19 protein-coding genes and 1 pseudogene are annotated in these 18,299 nt (G+C 58.5%); 6 read left to right on the plus strand and 14 right to left on the minus strand.

Annotated elements, in window-relative coordinates; genetic code table 11:
* The first annotated feature begins 15 nt into the window (after positions 1–15).
* From HX855_RS00280 to HX855_RS00290, 3 genes are all read left to right on the plus strand, one after another.
* Positions 16–270, plus strand: coding sequence for a type II toxin-antitoxin system prevent-host-death family antitoxin (locus HX855_RS00280; protein ID WP_177088622.1), 255 nt, complete (start codon positions 16–18; stop codon positions 268–270).
* Positions 267–521, plus strand: coding sequence for a Txe/YoeB family addiction module toxin (locus tag HX855_RS00285; RefSeq protein ID WP_076015650.1), 255 nt, complete (start codon positions 267–269; stop codon positions 519–521). The genes HX855_RS00280 and HX855_RS00285 overlap by 4 nt, the downstream gene beginning before the upstream one ends.
* A 102-nt stretch (positions 522–623) precedes the next feature.
* The gene (locus tag HX855_RS00290) at positions 624–1,328 is read left to right on the plus strand and encodes a hypothetical protein (protein WP_177088620.1); all 705 of its coding nucleotides are present in this window, start codon (positions 624–626) and stop codon (positions 1,326–1,328) included.
* A 13-nt stretch (positions 1,329–1,341) separates the two neighbouring features.
* Here HX855_RS00290 and HX855_RS00295 read toward each other — a convergent pair whose 3' ends face one another.
* The 6 genes from HX855_RS00295 to HX855_RS00320 form a co-directional block, all read right to left on the minus strand.
* Complete coding sequence (locus tag HX855_RS00295) at positions 1,342–2,343, minus strand: hypothetical protein (protein WP_177088618.1); 1,002 nt, start codon at positions 2,341–2,343, stop codon at positions 1,342–1,344.
* A gap of 377 nt (positions 2,344–2,720) precedes the next feature.
* Positions 2,721–4,163 carry a cytochrome c gene (locus HX855_RS00300; RefSeq protein ID WP_177088616.1) on the minus strand — a complete coding sequence of 481 codons (1,443 nt, stop codon included), beginning with the start codon at positions 4,161–4,163 and terminating at the stop codon, positions 2,721–2,723.
* 3 nt (positions 4,164–4,166) lie between these two features.
* Positions 4,167–5,756 carry a GMC family oxidoreductase gene (locus HX855_RS00305; RefSeq protein WP_177088614.1) on the minus strand — a complete coding sequence of 530 codons (1,590 nt, stop codon included), beginning with the start codon at positions 5,754–5,756 and terminating at the stop codon, positions 4,167–4,169.
* A 14-nt stretch (positions 5,757–5,770) separates the two neighbouring features.
* A complete protein-coding gene (locus HX855_RS00310) occupies positions 5,771–6,307 on the minus strand; it encodes a sugar dehydrogenase complex small subunit (protein WP_177088612.1) in 537 nt (178 codons plus the stop codon).
* Between the two features lie 256 nt (positions 6,308–6,563).
* A complete protein-coding gene (gene glyA, locus HX855_RS00315) occupies positions 6,564–7,919 on the minus strand; it encodes a serine hydroxymethyltransferase (RefSeq protein ID WP_177088679.1) in 1,356 nt (451 codons plus the stop codon).
* 56 nt (positions 7,920–7,975) lie between these two features.
* Positions 7,976–8,158 (minus strand): hypothetical protein, encoded by a 183-nt coding sequence (locus tag HX855_RS00320; protein WP_177088610.1) that lies wholly within the window; start codon positions 8,156–8,158, stop codon positions 7,976–7,978.
* 37 nt (positions 8,159–8,195) lie between these two features.
* On the opposite strand from HX855_RS00320, the gene HX855_RS00325 reads away from it, so the two are divergent.
* The gene (locus HX855_RS00325; protein WP_177088608.1) at positions 8,196–8,801 is read left to right on the plus strand and encodes a helix-turn-helix transcriptional regulator; all 606 of its coding nucleotides are present in this window, start codon (positions 8,196–8,198) and stop codon (positions 8,799–8,801) included.
* Positions 8,788–9,672, plus strand: coding sequence for a queuosine precursor transporter (locus HX855_RS00330; protein WP_177088605.1), 885 nt, complete (start codon positions 8,788–8,790; stop codon positions 9,670–9,672). Before HX855_RS00325 ends, HX855_RS00330 begins: the two co-directional genes overlap by 14 nt.
* Before the next feature lie 112 nt (positions 9,673–9,784).
* Here HX855_RS00330 and queC read toward each other — a convergent pair whose 3' ends face one another.
* The 6 genes from queC to cyoA all read right to left on the minus strand — a co-directional run bounded on the left by queC (position 9,785) and on the right by cyoA (position 15,489).
* Entirely contained in the window at positions 9,785–10,477 is a 693-nt protein-coding gene (gene queC / locus HX855_RS00335; protein WP_177088603.1) for a 7-cyano-7-deazaguanine synthase QueC, read from the minus strand.
* Positions 10,478–10,661: 184 nt separating this feature from the next.
* Entirely contained in the window at positions 10,662–11,549 is an 888-nt protein-coding gene (gene cyoE / locus HX855_RS00340; protein WP_017480052.1) for a heme o synthase, read from the minus strand.
* 11 nt (positions 11,550–11,560) lie between these two features.
* On the minus strand, positions 11,561–11,896 hold the full coding sequence (gene cyoD / locus HX855_RS00345; RefSeq protein ID WP_177088601.1) for a cytochrome o ubiquinol oxidase subunit IV: 336 nt from the start codon (positions 11,894–11,896) through the stop codon (positions 11,561–11,563).
* Positions 11,896–12,522, minus strand: a complete 627-nt coding sequence (locus tag HX855_RS00350) for a cytochrome o ubiquinol oxidase subunit III (protein ID WP_177040736.1) — start codon at positions 12,520–12,522, stop codon at positions 11,896–11,898. The genes cyoD and HX855_RS00350 overlap by 1 nt, the downstream gene beginning before the upstream one ends.
* Positions 12,523–12,525: 3 nt before the next feature.
* Positions 12,526–14,544 carry a cytochrome o ubiquinol oxidase subunit I gene (cyoB, locus tag HX855_RS00355; protein WP_177088599.1) on the minus strand — a complete coding sequence of 673 codons (2,019 nt, stop codon included), beginning with the start codon at positions 14,542–14,544 and terminating at the stop codon, positions 12,526–12,528.
* A 3-nt stretch (positions 14,545–14,547) separates the two neighbouring features.
* The gene (gene cyoA / locus HX855_RS00360; protein ID WP_177088678.1) at positions 14,548–15,489 is read right to left on the minus strand and encodes a ubiquinol oxidase subunit II; all 942 of its coding nucleotides are present in this window, start codon (positions 15,487–15,489) and stop codon (positions 14,548–14,550) included.
* A 27-nt stretch (positions 15,490–15,516) separates the two neighbouring features.
* Between cyoA and HX855_RS33625 the strand changes: the two are divergent.
* Positions 15,517–15,731 (plus strand): annotated as a pseudogene (locus tag HX855_RS33625) (hypothetical protein).
* 556 nt (positions 15,732–16,287) lie between these two features.
* On the opposite strand, the gene HX855_RS00365 reads toward HX855_RS33625, so the two are convergent.
* Both HX855_RS00365 and hmpA read right to left on the minus strand, forming a co-directional pair.
* The gene (locus HX855_RS00365; protein WP_177088597.1) at positions 16,288–16,794 is read right to left on the minus strand and encodes a disulfide bond formation protein B; all 507 of its coding nucleotides are present in this window, start codon (positions 16,792–16,794) and stop codon (positions 16,288–16,290) included.
* A gap of 284 nt (positions 16,795–17,078) precedes the next feature.
* Complete coding sequence (gene hmpA / locus HX855_RS00370; RefSeq protein WP_177088595.1) at positions 17,079–18,260, minus strand: NO-inducible flavohemoprotein; 1,182 nt, start codon at positions 18,258–18,260, stop codon at positions 17,079–17,081.
* Positions 18,261–18,299: the final 39 nt, after the last annotated feature.

Here is an 18,299-nt window from a genome sequence, read left to right on the forward strand (position 1 = left end):
AGCGAGGACTCTATTATGGAAACTATCAACTACACCCATGCACGCGCCCATCTCTCGGACACGATGGATCGGGTAAACGAAGATCGTGCCCCGCTGTTGGTGACTCGGCAAAAAGGCGAACCGGTGGTCATGATCTCTCTTTCAGAGTTCAACGCTCTGGAAGAGACCGCCTACCTGCTGCGCTCTCCCAACAATGCGGAACGCCTGATCAAATCGATCAACAGCCTGCGAGCCGGAAAAGCCAAGACGAGGCAGCTGATTGAAGAATGAAAATACTCTTTACGCCTGAAGGCTGGGACGACTACCTCTGGTTTCAACAGAACGACAAGGCTGGGCTCAAACGCATCAATTTACTGATCAAATCGATCCAGCGTGATCCTTTTGACGGTGTTGGCAAGCCAGAACCACTCAAACATAACCTCAGTGGTTTCTGGTCCCGGCGAATCACCGCGGAACATCGTCTGGTGTACGGGATTGAGGACGGTGAAATACAGATTCTCATGTGTCGCTATCACTATTGACGGCCCTCACCATCGGGATCCTGCCTTGACCTGATCCCCCTCCCCGCTGAAAATGCGCGACGCTTTTCCCGTCTCCCCGTTTACTGAAGTAGTGAAATTTCAATGTCTGATTCCCGTACCGAAGAATCCGTAGTCGCCTTGCAATCCAAAGCTGAATACGAAAACGCCATCAATCTTTCACAGCACGTGCCGGCGGCCAAGACCATCAGCGAGATGGTGCTGGACGCGTTCCACACCTCCAAGGAAAGCGACCAGATCCGCGAGCTGCGCGTGGCCATCCGCCAGGCCCACGACGCCTTCGACGATGACAAGGCCTACGACCTGATGGGCGAGCTCAAGCAGCTCAAGGACGCCGAAGCCGCCGACAACGCCGCCCTGGAAGACCTCAACAGCAAATTCTCCATCAGCCGCATCCTGTCCAGCTTCAAGGACGACCCGGCGTTCCAGGAACTGGTCTACGGCCTGGCCCTCAAGGTGCTGAACCAGACCCACCAGGCCATCAGCAACCCGAGCGCCGGCAAAGGCAAGGCTTCACGGCCGAAGAAGGAAGCGGAAGTGTTCGCCATCAGCAAGGACGGCATCAGCGTCACCCTGCCGATGCGCACGCCGCGCTCCAAGCCGAACGTGGACCGTGAAGCGTTTGAGTTCCTCGGCTTCACCTTTGTGGGTGAAGGTGACGAGGCGGAACTTGAGGTTGAAACCTTTGTGGATAACTCCGGCGCCGAGCAGCCACTGACCCGTAAAAGCATCATCACCGCGCTGCAGCAGCAGACGGCGTTTGAGGGCTACAGCATCGCCCAGCAGTAAGGCTGCGTCTCGGTCAGGAGATAATGGCTTCTTGTGCGGCGTCGGGTGGGGCGCTACACCATTCCACGGTTGTTTTAGGGATCACCACCTGCGCCTTGTATCCGGTCAAAAGATCGACTTTGTCCGGATACCCGACGGCCAAAATCAGCAGGATATGGACGTTCAGCTTCTGGTAAGTGGACGTCGCATTAAAGGGGCTAAGGCTTCTGGAGATCAGCCTTTTCAAAAGCCCTTGGGGCGCAGCTGGCGGCGGGCCCAAGTGCCACATGTGCCAAGCAACGGGCAACCAGTTTATCAGGGCAGAGACCAGTCTGAAGGGCAGGAGTACGTAACGGCACACCCTGTAAGCCACCTTGCGCGAACGCGAACAGGTGCAGGTATTCGGACCCCGGCATTCGCACCTCAACCACGTGGCGTCAAGGCCGACCCACCTCAAATGGGCCTGTAACTTCGACAGGCGATCGGGCCTCAGGTCCGTCGCAAACGCCCAGGTGCCTATGTGCAATTCCTGAGTAACACCGCTGTCACGAATTTTCTGGACCGTCTTGGGCAGCGCGAAGTAAATCAGCGCCGGGTTCTCCTCTTTCTCCATTCTGCCGATATGAAACCCCAGGGTTTCGTTGGCATCGAAGGTCAACGAGATTTTTTCGCCTAGACCGAGTGTCAGGCGCTGACCTTGCAGCGCATAGAAATAGGCCACGGTCATGACGACGCTGACTGGAATAATTAACCACTGCCGGTCGAGCAATCGCTCGAAGACGCCGGCAAAAGGGCGAAAATGCAGAATCGCGAACGGTGAAACTATCAGGTCCATGAGGCAGAAGCTAAACAGCAAAAAAACGCCGGGTTTTGAAAGCCAACGCATCAGAAACAAGAAAGCCGGAATTTTCAGAAAACGGCTGGAGTTCACCTTGCGCCACTTAAAGACCGCAAGAATGAACTGCAGCGAAAAAAAAAGGCCCGCCATTGTCGACAGGAACAGATAAAACCAACCAATGAATCCAGAACTCAGCATTACGACTCCCTTTGTTCAATAAAAGCCTCGCACTCGCGAGCGCTTCAAAAAACCATCAAGAGATATCATATTGCCATCATTTGTTGACTGTCGAGTGGCAGGCTCTACTTCCAGCCTGCGAGCGTGCTCACTTGTGCCGCAAACACCTCGCGAAACCGCCGCATCTCTTCAGCATTCCCCACGGTGACCCGCGCCCAGTGCGATCAGTGAACGGCTACTCACGTTGACCATGACCTCTCCTTGTCGGGTCGCAGCTTCAGGTGCGGGATTCGCCCCCGCTCCTGCAGTTGGGTATGACGAGGAAAATGTCCGGTGATTTATCCGGCCAACAAAAAGCCCCGCGCTTCAGACCGAAGGCGGGGCTTTTGCGTTTCTACCTACTTGGAATGAAAACGCCGGTTCAACGCGATCCGCTTGGCCTCCACTTCCCGCAGGTGTTTGCGGTGGCGCCGCCACAGCACCAGCACGATGATCAGCACCAACACCACAAAACCACCGCCCCACAGCAGATACGGCATGGCGGTGATCAACAACGGCGCATCCCCACCGCGACGCAGGCGGGTCACGTCTTCGGAACTGACGCTCAGCGCCGGGTTGCCGAAGGTGTGCAGGCTGTAGTTGGCAATGGCGGCGATTTGCGCGTCGTTCAGGTCGCCGCCCAGGGCCGGCATGCTGACGGCGCCGTCGGCCCCTTTACGGTCAATGCCCGCAATGATCGCCATCACCAGGTTGTTGGCCTGGTTGCCGTTGAGCGCGGTGTTGAGGCTCAAGGACGGATAGAACCTGTCAGCCGTGCCCTGGCCGTCGCGGCCGTGGCAGCTGGAGCAGGCCGAGTTGTAGAGGCGCGCGCCATTCAGGCCGGTGGCATCGGCCAGCGAAGGCTGGTCGCCCTGGCCGGTTTCCAGGATGCTCATGTCCACCGGTGTGACCTTACGCACTACCCGCTCGGTCTGCCCGGGGTCGCGGATCGGCGGCACGGTGTGCAAGTAGGCGGCCATGGCGTGCAGGTCGCTGTCGCTGAGGTAGCGGAAGCTGTTTTCCACTGCCTCGGCCATGCCGCCCGCGGCCTGCGCCTTGTCGGCGAGGTGACCGTTTTTGAGGAAGTTGACCAGGTCGTCGTCGCTCCAGTCCCCCAGGCCGCTGACCTTGTCGGAGGTAATATTGGGCGCGACCCAGCCACCCAGCGTGGCCCCGGCCAGGTACTGGCTGTTGTCCTCGGCCATCAACACGTTACGCGGGGTGTGGCAGGCGCCGCAGTGGGCCAGGTTGTCCACCAGGTACTGGCCACGGCTGACCTGTTCGGTGGCCCCGGGCTTGGGTACAAAACCCTGGCTGTCGAGGAACACCAGGTTCCAGCCGAACATCAGTTGGCGGATGTTGAACGGAAACGCCAAGTGGGTTTCCGGCACCGGCTGGTCCACGGCTTTGACGCCCTGTTGCAGGTACACGTACAAGGCGTGGATGTCGTCATCGCTCATGCCCTGGTACGAGGTGTAAGGCATCGCCGGGTACAGGTGCTGGCCCTTGGCATTGACGCCTTTACGCAAGGCGTCCGCCAGTTGCTGCTCGGTGTAGTTGCCGATGCCGTAGGCCTTGGACGGGGTAATGTTGCTGGAAATGATCTTGCCCATGGGCGAGTCGATCACGTACCCGCCAGCCAGTGGCGCGCCGCCATTTTCGGCGGTGCGGTGGCAGGCTTCGCAGTCGCCGGCACGGGCCACATAGGCGCCTTTCTGGATCAGCGCGGCGGTGTCTTCAGCGGCAAACGCCGGCAACGCGGTGAGCAGCAAGGCCAGCAACGGAAATTTAAGCAATCCCATGACCTAGACCTCCCGCGCAATGATGTCGGCCATACGGATACTCAGCGCCACGCCCGCCAGGGTCGGGTTGATGGTGCCGGACGCCGGGATCACCCCGGTGGTGGCGAGGAACAGGTTGGCGTGGTCGTGGGTGCGACACTCGTGGTTGACCACCGAGTCCTTGGGGTTGGCGCCCATGATCACGGTGCCCATCAGGTGGTCGCGGTTCTGGTAGCCGGTGTTGTCTTCCACCACCGTGCCGCCCATCAGTTGCACAAAGTGCGCGTAGTCTTCGGTGACGCCGGCCTTGGCCGCCTTCACGTAATCGCCTACTTCGTAATTGACCACCAGCATCGGAATGCCCAGGGCGTCCTTGCGGGTGCGGCTCGGGCGCACGGTGTTGGTCTGCAACGGCAGGGTTTCATACACAGTGGACACGTCGACCCAACGCGCCGCGTCGTGGCGGATGCGCTCGTCCAGTTCCTTGCCGTACACGCCCTGGGCGATCAGCCGCTTGGCCACCGCGATGTTCGGCACGTTGTTGGAGATCGAGTGCTTGACCGAGGCCCGCTCCTTGCGGAACTCACCGTCGCGACGATTGAAAATCCCGCCCTGCTGCACGGCCCCGCGCCCCGGCCACAACGGCTCGTCGGCGATAAATTGCAGGCCCTGGCCGGTGTGGTCCATCAGGTTGCGACCGACCTGGTCGGAGGAGTTGGCCACCTCGGAAATCAGCAGCAGCTTGGGGGTTTCCAGGCCATGGGCCGCAACGATGAAGTACTTGGCCGTCAGCCGCACATCGGCGCCGGTGGAGCTGCGGTAATGGATGGCGACGATCTTGTCGTCCGCGCCTTTTTCCAGCTTGTAGGCCGTGGCGTCGGTGATCAGTTTGGCGCCGGCCTGTTCCGCGTGGCGGGCGTGCACATCGCCGCTGTACATCGCGCCGATGGGGCACACCGGCATGCAGTTGTTGTTGCCGCTGCACGCCGGGCGCCCGTCATAGGGCTCGGTAGCCCGGCCGTTGGGCTCATGGATAAAGTGATACCCCGCCGGGGCCATGCGTTCGCGCAGGCGCTGGAACAGGTAGGTATCGCCTTCCGGCGCCATCGGATAGGGGCTGGAGCGCGGAGGGAACGCGCCGCCGCCCTGCCCGCTCTGGTCCTGGGTGTCGCTGCCGCACACGCCCAGGGCAATTTCCGCGCGCACGTAATAGGGTTCCAGCTCACTGTATTCCATCGGCCAGTCGCGACCTACGCCGTACAGGGTCTTGAGCTTCATATCGTTGGGCAAGTAACGCCAGCACGCCGCCGCCCAATGCCAGGTAGTACCGCCCACCAGCTTCAACATGCCGGGGCGGAACTCGAAAGAACCGGTGTTCTCGATGTATTGCTCATCATAGGAATGATGGGCCCACGGCTCATTGGGATACGGTGAGTTGTAATTGCCCTTGTTCGACGAATTGCGGAAGTTCTCGACTATCTTCCAGCGGGGAATATGTTCACCCGCTTCCAGAATAATCACCGACTTGCCGTGCTTGGCCAATTCAAATGCTGCGTTGCTACCTAATGCGCCGGAGCCAACCACAATGACATCGGCGTCAAAATCCTGATTCATAAAAGTGCCTTGTCTTAGTCGTTGGCCAGCGTGGCCGGAGGATTAACCCAGTAATTGGTTTTTCCCCGGGAGTACGTCGGGATCACCGTGGCGTCTGCGGTCGGCGCATAGGCCAGGGCCCCGGTGAACGTCACCAGCCGCGTGCCGTCGGTGGCGCGCAGGGACACCGGGGTGCCGGTGTAGCCGAGGTACCAGGCCGAGACGATTTTCTGCACCGTGTCCTTGACCACCGGATCGCGGTAGAACGGGCTGCCGGACAACTGGCTGACGCTGCGCAGATGATGCTGGCCGACCTTGCTCCACAGCGTTTTCATCCTCTCGGGGAACTGGGCGTCGTTCTGCGTGCACTGGGCCAGGATGCGCAAGGACAAGGCGGCATCCAGGCTCTGGCGCTCGAGGAGGAACATCGACAATTGGCGGAACGATTCAATGTCGTCGGTGGCGGCGCTGCTGACGTCCTGCGCCAGCGCAGCACCTGCCCACAGCGGCGCAAACAGGCCGGCACCGGTCAAGGCTGCGCCTGAATAAAGGAGTTTTCTTCGGGTTATCACGGGGTATCTCCTCATGAGTCGAATAACGATCGGCGCAGAGGCCAAGTTCGACTTCACTGCAAAAGGCTGAGTACTTCGTTCACGGAGGTTGAACGGACTTTAAGAGCCCTTTTTATAACTGCCAGGAGAACGCCAAGCTGTCGTGCAGCTTGTTAATTATGGAGATAAGCAATAACGCGACCATCTATAACAGCCGCTTAAACACCGTACAGCAATTTATCTCGTAATAACATGAAACATCCCTTTGGATGTTTGCTCAGTTGTGCAGGTAATCCGCGAGCGGATACTTCGCGCACAACGTTTGGGCCTGTAAATACAGGGATTTCTGTACTGCAGGGTCGAGGGAGTACTTGTGCTCATTGAGGGGCGTGACGGCGTCGAGTACCCGGCACATCAGGTCGACTACCTGGCGACATCCCTGGGCATCGATGTGGCGTTGTGCCAGGGAGCCGCTGCCGATACACAACCCGTTGGCGACAAATGACGGTCGCGTCTCACCCGGTGCGCGGTGTTTGTCCACGATGATGCCGCACTGCTCCAGGGCCGCCTGGGCGATGGAACCGGTGATACCGCCGCGCAGACGGATCAGGACCGAGTGGTTATCACTGCGCCCGCCCACCACTTCATAGTCACTGGACTGAAACGCGTTGGCCAGGTCATCGGCGGTGGTGCGAACCCGCGCCATCCAGGCGTCGAATTCCGCCGACATGGCGTAGCCGAACGCCGCCGCTTTCGCCGCGATCATGTTGAAGGCCGGCGCGCCCTGCATCCGCGGGAACACGGCCTGGTCGAGGAGCCGACTGAAGGTGCTCTTCAGGCCAGGCACCTTGGTGTCGGCGTCTCGACCGGACAGGATCAGGCCGCCACGCGGGCCGCCAAGCTGCGTGTGAGTACACAGCGTGGTGACGTGGGCCGCATTGATCGGGCTCGGATGGCGCCCGGTGGCCACTAGGCCCGCGAGGGTTGAAATGTCTGCCAGCAGGATCGCCCCGGCTTCGTCGGCAATCGCCCGGAACCGCTCGAAATCAATCCGGTAGGAGTAAGCGCTGGCACCGCAGACGATCACACGCGGGCGGTGAGCCAGCGCCAGCGCGCGTACCTGTTCGTAGTCGATAACGCCCTTGGAAGTGGTGCCGTACCTGAGGGCCTTGTAGTACGCCCCGGTGAACGCCACAGGGCTGCCATGGCTCAGGTGCCCGCCATGATCAAGGGCCATGCCAAGCACGGTGTCTCCGGGCTCCAGCAGGGCTGCCAGCACCTGGTAAAGGGCGGTGGATGCCGAGTGCGATTGCACGCCGGCGTATTGCGCACCGAACAACTCCCGCGCTCGGCGGACAGCCAGGGACTCGACCCGGTCGGCGTTCTCGCAACCGGCGTGATGGCGCCAGCCGAGTGTGCCTTCGGCCCTCACGTTGACCAGCGCCGAGGCTGACGCCGCGAGGATGTGCGGCTTCACGGCGCAGGACGACGCCGCCAGTGACAGGGTTTGGTGTTGCCGCGTGACTTCCGCATCCAACAGCCCCGCCAACTCCGCATCGTCTGCCCGCAGATCCGTCAGCCCGCGTTGCAGCAGGCCGGCGTGGTGGGTAAGTGGTTGCGTATTGACCGTCATAGTCATGTGTTCCTTCCCTGAAAATCCCGTTCGCCTTTCCATTGGGCGCAGGCCAATTAAGCAGAAAAATGAACATTTTCCAAATTAAATGATTCTTTTTGCTCGAGCACAGGGGGACAAGGCGCGATTTTTCCTGCTGGATGCTGGCCAATCGCCAAAAAGCGGATCACGGTCTTTATTCTTGTACCGGGCCCATGCAACACTTCGCGCCGCGGTGAAACCCGCACCCAGCGCAACATGGACGCTCTGTGTAAAACAAAAGGAAGTGGTGGGCATGTGATTCATCGAAAAGAACGCACCGAGTATTTGAAGAGCAACATCAAATACCTGATCAAAAGCCGCGGCGAGACGCAGCTGTCGTTGTGCAACGCGGCCGGCCTGACCCGAACCACGATCTACAACATCCTGGAAGGCAAGGTCGTTAACGTCCAGCAGTCCACCGTCCGCAAGATCTCGGATTTCTTTGGCGTCTCCTATGAAGAAATCGAGACCCTCGACTTTGAAGAGAAAGAGATCATCGACAGCAGTATTTCCCCCCAGGGAAATATGAACCCCGCCGCCGTGCCGATCATCAAGGAGAGCCTGGTGATAACGAGCATGGACAAGCGAATTGGCGAACTGGCCACGCTGTACCCGCTGACCTACTACTTCGGTACTTCCTACAACTTGATAGGCGTCTTGCTGGAGACTGAAATCCCCGGCGTGAACGAGCCCGGCGACCTGCTGATCGTGCAGAAGGGTTCATCGAGTGACGATAAGGAAAAGCTGGTGTACGACCGAGCCGCCCAAAAACTGTTTATCACGGATGAAGCCTGCGTGAACTCGGACCGTATCTGTGTGGTGGGCGATATCATCGAGGAGCGCTTCAATGACAACGTATGAGGGCGGAGCCGAAAACAGCAAATATAAGCTGTTGGGGTTCGAGAATGACAAGAGCCTGGCGGTGATCATGGTGATCGCCACCGGGAAGATCATTCGCATAAAGCTGAGCGAAGTGCTGAACAGCGAAATCATGGACAATTTAAATAAAATGGAAGTCAAGAACATGTACAAGAAGTTCTATTCACAGGGCGGAGCGCTCACCGCATACGACATTAACGACCGTAATGAGAACTCGTGGATGATTTATATCATCCTGAACTTGCTGCTCTTTACGTTTTATATCTTTACCAGTATTGCTGCGACCAAACCGATTTATCTGGAGTCGCTGGGCATTATCGTCACACCCGGCACGTTCCTTTACCCGCTGACGTTCCTGATCGTGGACTTGCTCAACGAGCAGTTCGGGCTGAGGCTGGCGAGAAGGGCCATCCTGTTTGCGTTTGCCAGTAACGCGATGATTATCGTCCTGCTCTACGGCTCCACCTTCCTCCCCGGCCTGCCAGGCTGGAAGCTCGACGGGCCTTACAACGACGTGATCATCCAGGTGTCGTCGGTGTTGATCGCGTCCTCGGTTTCGTTCCTGGTGTCGGAGAACATCAACTCGTACCTGCTGTGCAAGATCAAAGAGCTGACCAATTCCAAATACCTGTTCCTGCGGATTTTCCTGAGTACGTTCTTCGCGGTGATTATCGACAGCTTCCTGTTCTGCTTCATCGCGTTCTACGGTGCGATGCAGACCAGCGACCTCCTGAACATGATCTACGTGCAGATCGCGATCAAAGTCTGCTTCGCCTTCTTCAACATCCTGCCGGCCTACGGCGCACGCTCGTTGTTCAAGCGCTACATCACCGGCGATAAACAAGCCCAGTGATGATCGTTCCCACGCTCGGCGTGGGAATGCATCCCGTGATACTCCGCGTCACAAAGGCGGACGCGGAGCGCCCAAGGCGGCGTTCCCACGCAGGGCGCGGGAACGATCCGCTTCACGCCAGTTTGCTTTTCAGGCTCTGCATGACGGCTGCCTTGTTGTCCAGGTAGTCGTTCAGGCCACGTGCACGGAGGTTGCACGCATCGCAGTTGCCACACCCCGTACCGATGATGCCGTTGTAGCAGGTCAGGGTCTGATTGCGGATCAAGTCCAACTGGTGGTGATAATCCGCCAGGGCCCAGGTTTCGGCCTTGTTCAGCCACATCAGCGGCGTTTCCAGGCGCACGTCGTATTCCATGCCCAGTTGCAGCGCTTTATTCAGCGCCTTGACGAACTCGTCCCGGCAATCGGGGTAACCCGAGAAGTCGGTTTCGCACACGCCGGTGATCACCGTTTCTGCCTTGACCTGGTAGGCGTAGATCGCCGCCAGGGTTAAAAACAGAATGTTGCGGCCCGGCACGAAGGTGCTTGGCAAACTCTCGCCGGAGCTGTTTACCGTGGGCACCGGAATGTTGTCGCGGGTCAGGCTGCTGATGGCCAGCTCGTTCAGCAGGGACACGTCCATCACTTTGTGAACGGTGGCACCCAGCTGTTTTGCCAGCTTCTGTGCGACTTCGATTTCTGCCACATGCCGCTGGCCATAATCAAAGGTAATGCAGTGCACCTCGTCATACAGCGGCAACGCCTGGATCAGGCAGGTGGTGGAGTCCTGCCCACCACTGAAGACGATAACGGCTTTTTTACTCATCATTCTGCTTCCTGCATTTTTCAATTAATTAGTCTGTAGGAGCGAGCTTGCTCGCGAAAAACGTCAACGATAACGCAGCGTATCCGGTTTGACACGGTGCCCTCAGGTTTTTCGCGAGCAAGCTCGCTCCTACAAAAAAGCCCCGCGCTTCTCACGAAGGCGGGGCTTTTTGTACTTCATCCACTCAGTGCGCGTACGTCAGCAGCAACTCTTTCGGCACCTGGAAATCCAGGGACATCATCACGCTCAAGGCGGTGATGGTGAAGATCGAGAAGACGAACAGCTTGCGTGCCCAGACGGTGTCATCCACCGCCTTGTAGCCGGTCCAGGCCATGTACAACCAGTACATGCCCATGGCGGCGGCAACGGCGAGGTAGCTCATGCCGGCGTAGCCACTGAAGGTCAACATCAAGGTCGCCACGAGGAAGGCCAGGATGTAGAGCAGGATGTGTTTCTTGGCGACCTTGATGCCACGCTTGACCGGCAGAACCGGAATCGAGGCAGCGAGGTAGTCATTGAAGCGGAAGATCGCGATGGCATAAGAGTGCGGCATCTGCCACAGGCTGAACATCACCAGTAGCACCAGCGCGGCCATGTCGAAGCTATTGGTCACAGCCACATAACCAATCACCGGCGGCATCGCCCCCGACAGACTGCCCACCAGCGTGCCGTGAACCGACTTGCGCTTGAGGTACAGGCTGTAGAAGCCGACGTAGATGACAAAACCGATCACGGCAAACAGCGCCGCCAGCGGGTTGGCCACCTTGTACAACAACACCACGCCTGCGATACCCAAAACGGTCGCGAAGATCAGTGCCAGTTTCAGGGAGATAAGCCCCTGGACCAGCACGCGATTCTTGGTGCGCTCCATCTTGATGTCGATATCGCGGTCGATGCAGTTGTTGAATACACAACCGGAAGCTACCACCAGGGACGTGCCGATCATCGCAGCCAGGAAAATGGCCAGATCGACATGCCCCTTGGAGGCCAGGAAGAAGCCGCCTGCCACAGAAAGCACGTTACCGAAAATGATCCCCGGTTTGGTGATTTGGATAAAGTGCTTAAGCGACATCGGGTCTTACCTCACTTCGCCATCATGAACGTATGGATGCTGAACATGATCCATACCGACAGGCCAACCAGCAGGAGGATCACCAAGCCTGCAAACACGAATGCAATCACGTTATCGCGCTGAGCCTTCGAGCGGTCCAGGTGCAGGAAGTACACCAGGTGAACCAGCACCTGAATCACCGCGAACGCCAGGACGATCATCATGGTGATCGACTTCGGCAGGGTCGGGTACATGACCAGGCCGAACGGAATCAGCGTCAGGATGACCGACAGGATGAAGCCAATGGCGTACGACTTGACGCTGCCGTGACTGTCATCATGGCTGTCATGGGAATGTGCATTAGCCATTACAGAGTCCCCATCAGGTAGACAACGGTGAAGACGCAGATCCAGACCACGTCCAGGAAGTGCCAGAACAGGCTCAGGCAGCTCAGGCGAGTCTTGTTGGTGTTGGTCAGGCCATGCTTGTTGACCTGATACATCATGGTCGCCATCCAGATCAGACCGGCGGATACGTGCAGACCGTGGGTACCTACCAGCGTGAAGAACGCCGACAGGAAGCCGCTGCGGTGCGGGCCGTAACCTTCGGAGATCAGCAGGTGGAACTCATTGACCTCCATGCCGATGAAGCCCAGGCCGAACAGGAAGGTCAGGGCCAACCAGCTCAGGACGCCTTTCTTGCTGCCCTTGTAGAAGGCCAGCATGGCGAAGCCGTAGGTGATCGAGCTGAACAACAGCAAGGCGGTTTCGCCGAGCACGTAAGGCAGTTCGAAGATGTCGTGGCCCGACGGGCCACCCGCTACGTTGTTTACCAGTACCGCGTACACCGCGAAGATCGACGCAAACAAGATGCAGTCGGTCATCAGGTAGAGCCAGAAACCGAAGACGGTCATTGGCCCCGAGTCGTGGTGATGGTCATCGTGCCCATGGTCATCGACATGGGCGTGTCCAGCATTGGTCACTAAGTTCGACATGGTTTAAGCCTGTTCCAACGAGGTTTCAACACGGTTGGCCGGGATCTTCTTCTCGGCAACCAGGCGAGCGTGTTGCTCGGCTTCGATGCGTTCGATCACGTCGACCGGCACCATGTAGCCTTGGTCATCACGGGCAGCGTGAACGATGAAGTAACCGATGGTGCCCACCAGGCTAGCGATGGCCAGCCACCAGATGTGCCAGATCATCGCGAAACCGAAGACGGTCAACAGCGCACCCATCACCACGCCAGTGGCGGTGTTGTTCGGCATGTGGATCGGTTCGTAACGCGCAGGCTTCTGGTACGCAGTACCGTCTTCCTTGGCTTCAGTGAACGGATCGATGCTGTCAGCCTTAGGCAGTACGGCAAAGTTGTAGAACGGCGGTGGCGACGAGGTCGACCATTCCAGGGTGTGCGCATTCCATGGGTCGCCGGATTCGCACAGGTTCTGCTTGCGATCACGCACGCTGACATACAGCTGGATCAGCTGGCAGGCGATACCGACCGCGATCATCACCGCACCGAACATGGCCACGTACAGGTACGGTACCCACTCAGGGTTGGTGGTGGCGTTCAGACGACGGGTCATGCCCATGAAGCCCAAGGCGTAGAGCGGCATGAACGCGACGAAGAAGCCCGAGATCCAGAACCAGAATGCAGCCTTGCCCCAGCCTTCGTGCAGCTTGAAGCCGAACGCTTTCGGGAAGTAGAAGCTGAAGCCTGCGATGTAGCCGAATACCGCGCCGCCGATGATCACGTTGTGGAAGTGAGCAATTACAAACAGGCTGTTGTGCAGTACGAAGTCAGCACCCGGGATGGCCAGCAGTACGCCGGTCATGCCGCCGATCGCGAAGGTCACCATGAAGCCCAGGGTCCACAGAACCTGGCTGGTGATACGCAGACGACCGTGATAGATGGTGAATAGCCAGTTAAATAGCTTCACCCCCGTCGGGATAGAAATCAGCATCGTCGCCAGTCCGAAGAACGCGTTGACGCTGGCCCCCGAACCCATGGTGAAGAAGTGGTGCAGCCAAACCATGAAGCCCAGTACCGAGATCGCGCCCGAGGCGTAGATCATCGAGTGGTGACCGAACAGGCGCTTGCCCGAGAAGGTCGAGATCACTTCAGAGAAGATACCGAACGCTGGCAGGATCAGGATGTACACCTCAGGGTGCCCCCATGCCCAGAACAGGTTCACGTACATCATTGGATTGCCACCAAGTTCATTGGTGAAAATGTGGAAATCCAGGTAACGGTCAAGCGACAGCAACGCCATGGTTGCAGCCAGGATCGGGAACGATGCGACGATCAGTACGTTGGCCCAGGTGCAGGTCCAGGTGAAGATCGGCATGTCCATCAACTTCATGCCCGGGGCGCGCATTTTCAAGACGGTGGCCAGGAAGTTGACCCCCGTCAGTGTCGTCCCGAGTCCTGATAGCTGTAGCGCCCAGATGTAGTAATCCACACCCACGCCCGGACTGTAGGCAATGCCCGACAACGGCGGGTAAGCCACCCAACCGGTCTTGGCGAATTCGCCGACGCCCAGGGACAGGTTGATCAGCACTACGCCGGACACCAGCAGCCAGAAGCTCAAGGAGTTCAGGAACGGGAACGCAACGTCACGCGCACCGATCTGCAGCGGCAAGGCAAGGTTCATCAGGCCGGTGAAGAAAGGCATCGCCATGAAGATGATCATGATCACACCGTGGGCGGTGAAGATCTGGTCATAGTGTTCAGGAGGCAGGTAGCCAGGCGAACCCTCGGTGGCCATGGCCAACTGGGTACGCATCATGATGGCGTCGGCAAAACCACGCAGCAGCATGACCATGGCAACGATGACGTACATGACACCGATTTTCTTGTGGTCGACAGACGTCAGCCACTCGGTCCACAGGTAGGTCCACTTCTTGAAATAGGTGATACCCGCAAACAGTGCCAGACCACCCAGCGCGATCATGGCGATGGTCACCATCACGATCGGCTCGTGGAACGGGACCGCATCCCAACTTAATTTACCAAACATCGTTTACTCCTCTGCCCCAGCAGTTGAATGCGAGCCCGTGTCAGAACCTTCAACCGCGGCCACTTCTTTCTTCTCGTGCTCGATCGGCTTGCCTGGCTTCATACCTTCGTACTTGTCGACGATTTTCTGAAACAGGTCCGGCTCGTACGTGGAGTACAGGGCGACTGGGTTGTTCTGGCTTGGTTTGGTCAGGGCGTCGTATTCAGCTTGATCAAGCTGTTTAGGTGCGGCCTTGACTTCGGCTACCCAGGCGTTGAAATCTTCCTGGCTCGTCGAGATCGCTTTGAATTTCATGCCGGTGAAGCCAGCGCCGCTGTAGTTCGCGGAGATGCCTTCCATTTCAGCTTTCTCGTTTGCGATCAGGTGCAGGCGAGTCTGCATACCTGCCATCGCGTAGATCTGGCCGCCCAGTGCCGGGATGAAGAACGAGTTCATCACCGCATCGGAGGTGATCCGGAAGTTCAGCGGGGTGTTCTCCGGGAACCGGATCTGGTTCACGGTGGCGATACCCAGGTCCGGGTAGATGAACAGCCACTTCCAGTCCAGCGCGACCACTTCGATGTTGATCGGCTTGACGTCGGAGTCCAGCGGACGGTAAGGGTCCAGCTCGTGGGTCGACTTGTAGGTGATGTAACCCAGGGCAATGATGATGAGGACCGGGACCAGCCACACCGCGATTTCGATCTTGGTGGAGTGCGACCACTTCGGCGCGTACGTCGCGCTGGTGTTCGACGCGCGGTATTTCCAGGCGAAGGCGAACGTCATGATGATCACGGGCACCACGACCAACAGCATCAGCAGGGTGGCGGTGATGATCAGGTTTCGTTGATCCAGACCGACCTGACCTTTAGGGTCGAGCAAGGTCCACTTGCAGCCTCCCAGCATTAACAGCATGCCGAGCAGCGGCAAAAAGCCTAGTAATCGGGGGTACCTGTTTTTACTCATCTCACGACCTCTAAAGCAGCTTGCGCAATGCAGTTGGGTTTTGATCGCCAACACTTCACCCTGCCAAGGGTTGGCATTTCTCTTCGATTGAATAAGGGCCTGCCCGTCGCACCTTGCGCGAATCGACACGTCCCGGGCTAGCGGTGAGTTCTTATTCGAATTCGTGGGTCAAAGGCCTTGTTACAGACCAATTCCATTTGGTGCGGATAGTTGAAAAGCTGCCGGCACCTGGGGTCGCATGAAACGTTACACCCGCTTCTCGACCGCCATTGTTTGCTCAGGGGTGAGCAGCACCGGACATTCAGTGCGGGCGATTGTAGTTAGCTAGCGATGTATAAACCATGTCTTATCCAGAAATAATTTTTATCGTTTCCAGCAATAATCCTTCACCATTATTGCAAAGGTCCGCGATCGTATCGTGTTTGATTCTCGACAAAAACCACAAAAAATGCCGTGTTATTGGGCATAACGCCACATCCCCTACAAGCTGTAAGGGCATCGAAAACGGATCCAAGTGCCCTAAAAACAAGGCATTCGGACATCGGGCAGTGTCGCCGGCCTCGCGCGACTCGCGGCGCCGGCCACGCCACGAACTGACAGCCACAAAACGCCGCCTGGTGCAAATTTATGCCGCGTTTCCTGGGGTCAGAAACGTCCGGCGGCCGCTTCCGTGTGACAACATGTCGCACACTGCGCGCACCCAAACTTGCCTCGCGTCACAGCCCCTTCACAAATTTCCACAAACAAATACGCCCCGACCTTCTTTATAGGAAGGTCGGGGCGTTGGGTTGTTACGGCTTAGGCTTTGCGCTGGCGATTACGGTAGATGCCCAGTGGCACCAGGATGACGGTCAGCACAAACGCCACCAGCGCCCATTGGGCCAGGGACAGGCCGAGGACGGGCGGGTAAGGCGTCTCACAGAAGCCATCGACCTGGAACCCCAAGGGAAACAGCGAGGCCAGCGGCAAGCCATCGACAATCGGTTGCAGCACATCAATGCCGCAGCTGACTTTCGGAAAGTACTGGATGTACACGTGATAACCGGCGGCGGCGACGCCACCGAGGGCGCTGAGGGTCACCAGCACTTCAAACACCGTGACACTGCGAGGGGTGCGCATGGCGGCCCCGATGAAGGCGAAGATCGCGATCAGCAGCAAGGCGTAGCGTTGCAGGATGCACAGCGGGCATGGCGCCTCGCCCAACACCACCTGCATGTACAGCGCCCCGCCGATCAGCGCCAGGCAAATGATGCCCAGCAGTACCAGAAAGCGTCGCTCCCTGCCCAAACGCAATTCGTCGATCATCCCCGTTTCCCTTTAGCCAATTGTGGTTGTGCCAATGGCCGCAAGTTTACACGCGGACGGTGAAAGTTGAGCAGTTGGCGTGAGGAGGTTTAAACAGGGAGGGTTAACAGCGGATTAATCTGGGGAACTGTTTCGAAACTTCCTTGCGACCGAGTCCTTTGTGGCAAGGGGGCTTGTCCCCCGTTGGGCTGCGCAGCAGCCCCAAAAGAATGGGAGCGCTGCGCACTCCAACGGGGGACAAGCCCCCTCGCCACAGATAATCACAAGACCACAGGGGGTAAGGGTTATTCCAGCGCCGACGCCGGCCCAAAAAACTCATACCGGCTCTGCTTCTCTGGCACACCCAGGGCCTTCAGGTGACGTTTGATCGCCGCCATGAAGCCTTTTGGCCCCAGGAAGTAAGCATCCACATCACGCTCCTGGGGCAACCACGCCGCCAGCTGCTCCTGGCTCAGCATGCCGACCTTGTCCGCCGCCGGGCTCACGCCATCATCTTCGGCGTAGCAATAGAAGCGTTTGAGCTGCGGATGCTGCGCAGCCAGGCCATCCACCCACTCCCGGAACGCATGCACCCCACCATTGCGCGCGCAGTGGATAAAGTGAATCGGACGCTCAGTGGCCAGGGCCGCTTCGAGCATCGGCAGGGTTGGCGTGATGCCGACACCACCGCTGATCAGTACCAACGGTTTGTCGCTGGCCGCCAGGGTGAACTCACCCGATGGCGTGAACAGGTCGATGGTCGCCCCCACCTGAAACTGGTCATGCAGGTAGTTCGACACCCGGCCACCGGCCTCGCGCTTGACGCTGATGCGGTACTGGCCCGACTGGCTGCGGGCCGAGAGGGAGTAGTTGCGGCGTACTTCTTCACCCTCCAGCAGCAATTTCATACCGATGTATTGGCCTGGCTCGGCGGCCAGGATCGGGCCTTTATCCACCGGTGCGAAGTAGAACGAGGTAATTTCCGCGCTCTCCTCCACTCGCTTGACCAGGGTGAACGACCGCGCACCGCGCCAGCCGCCCGGTGCCTCGGCCTTCTCTTTATAGATAGCCGCTTCGGCACCGATCAGGATGTCAGCCAGTTGGCCATAAGCGGCGCCCCAGGCACTCATCACTTCAGGGGTGGCGATTTCGCTGCCCAGCACTTCAGAAATCGCCCGCAGCAGGCAGGTGCCCACAATCGGGTAATGCTCCGGCAGGATCTGCAGGGCCACGTGCTTGTTGATGATCTTCGCCACCAGGTCGCCCAACTGGTCCAGTTGGTCGATGTGCCGGGCGTACATCAACACGCCATTGGCCAGGGCCCGTGGCTGGTCGCCGCTGGCCTGGTGGGCCTGGTTGAACAGCGGGCGCACCTCGGGGTACTCGGACAGCATCATGCGGTAGAAATGGGTGATCAGCGCTTCGCCGCCGCTTTCCAGCAGGGGCACGGTGGATTTGACGATGGCACGGTCTTGGGCACTAAGCATGGCAGACTCCTGAGTCTTCTTACTGAATACCCTCTACTA

It is taken from the genome of Pseudomonas sp. IPO3778 (assembly GCF_013386825.1).
In the GTDB taxonomy this organism is placed as follows: Bacteria; Pseudomonadota; Gammaproteobacteria; order Pseudomonadales; family Pseudomonadaceae; genus Aquipseudomonas.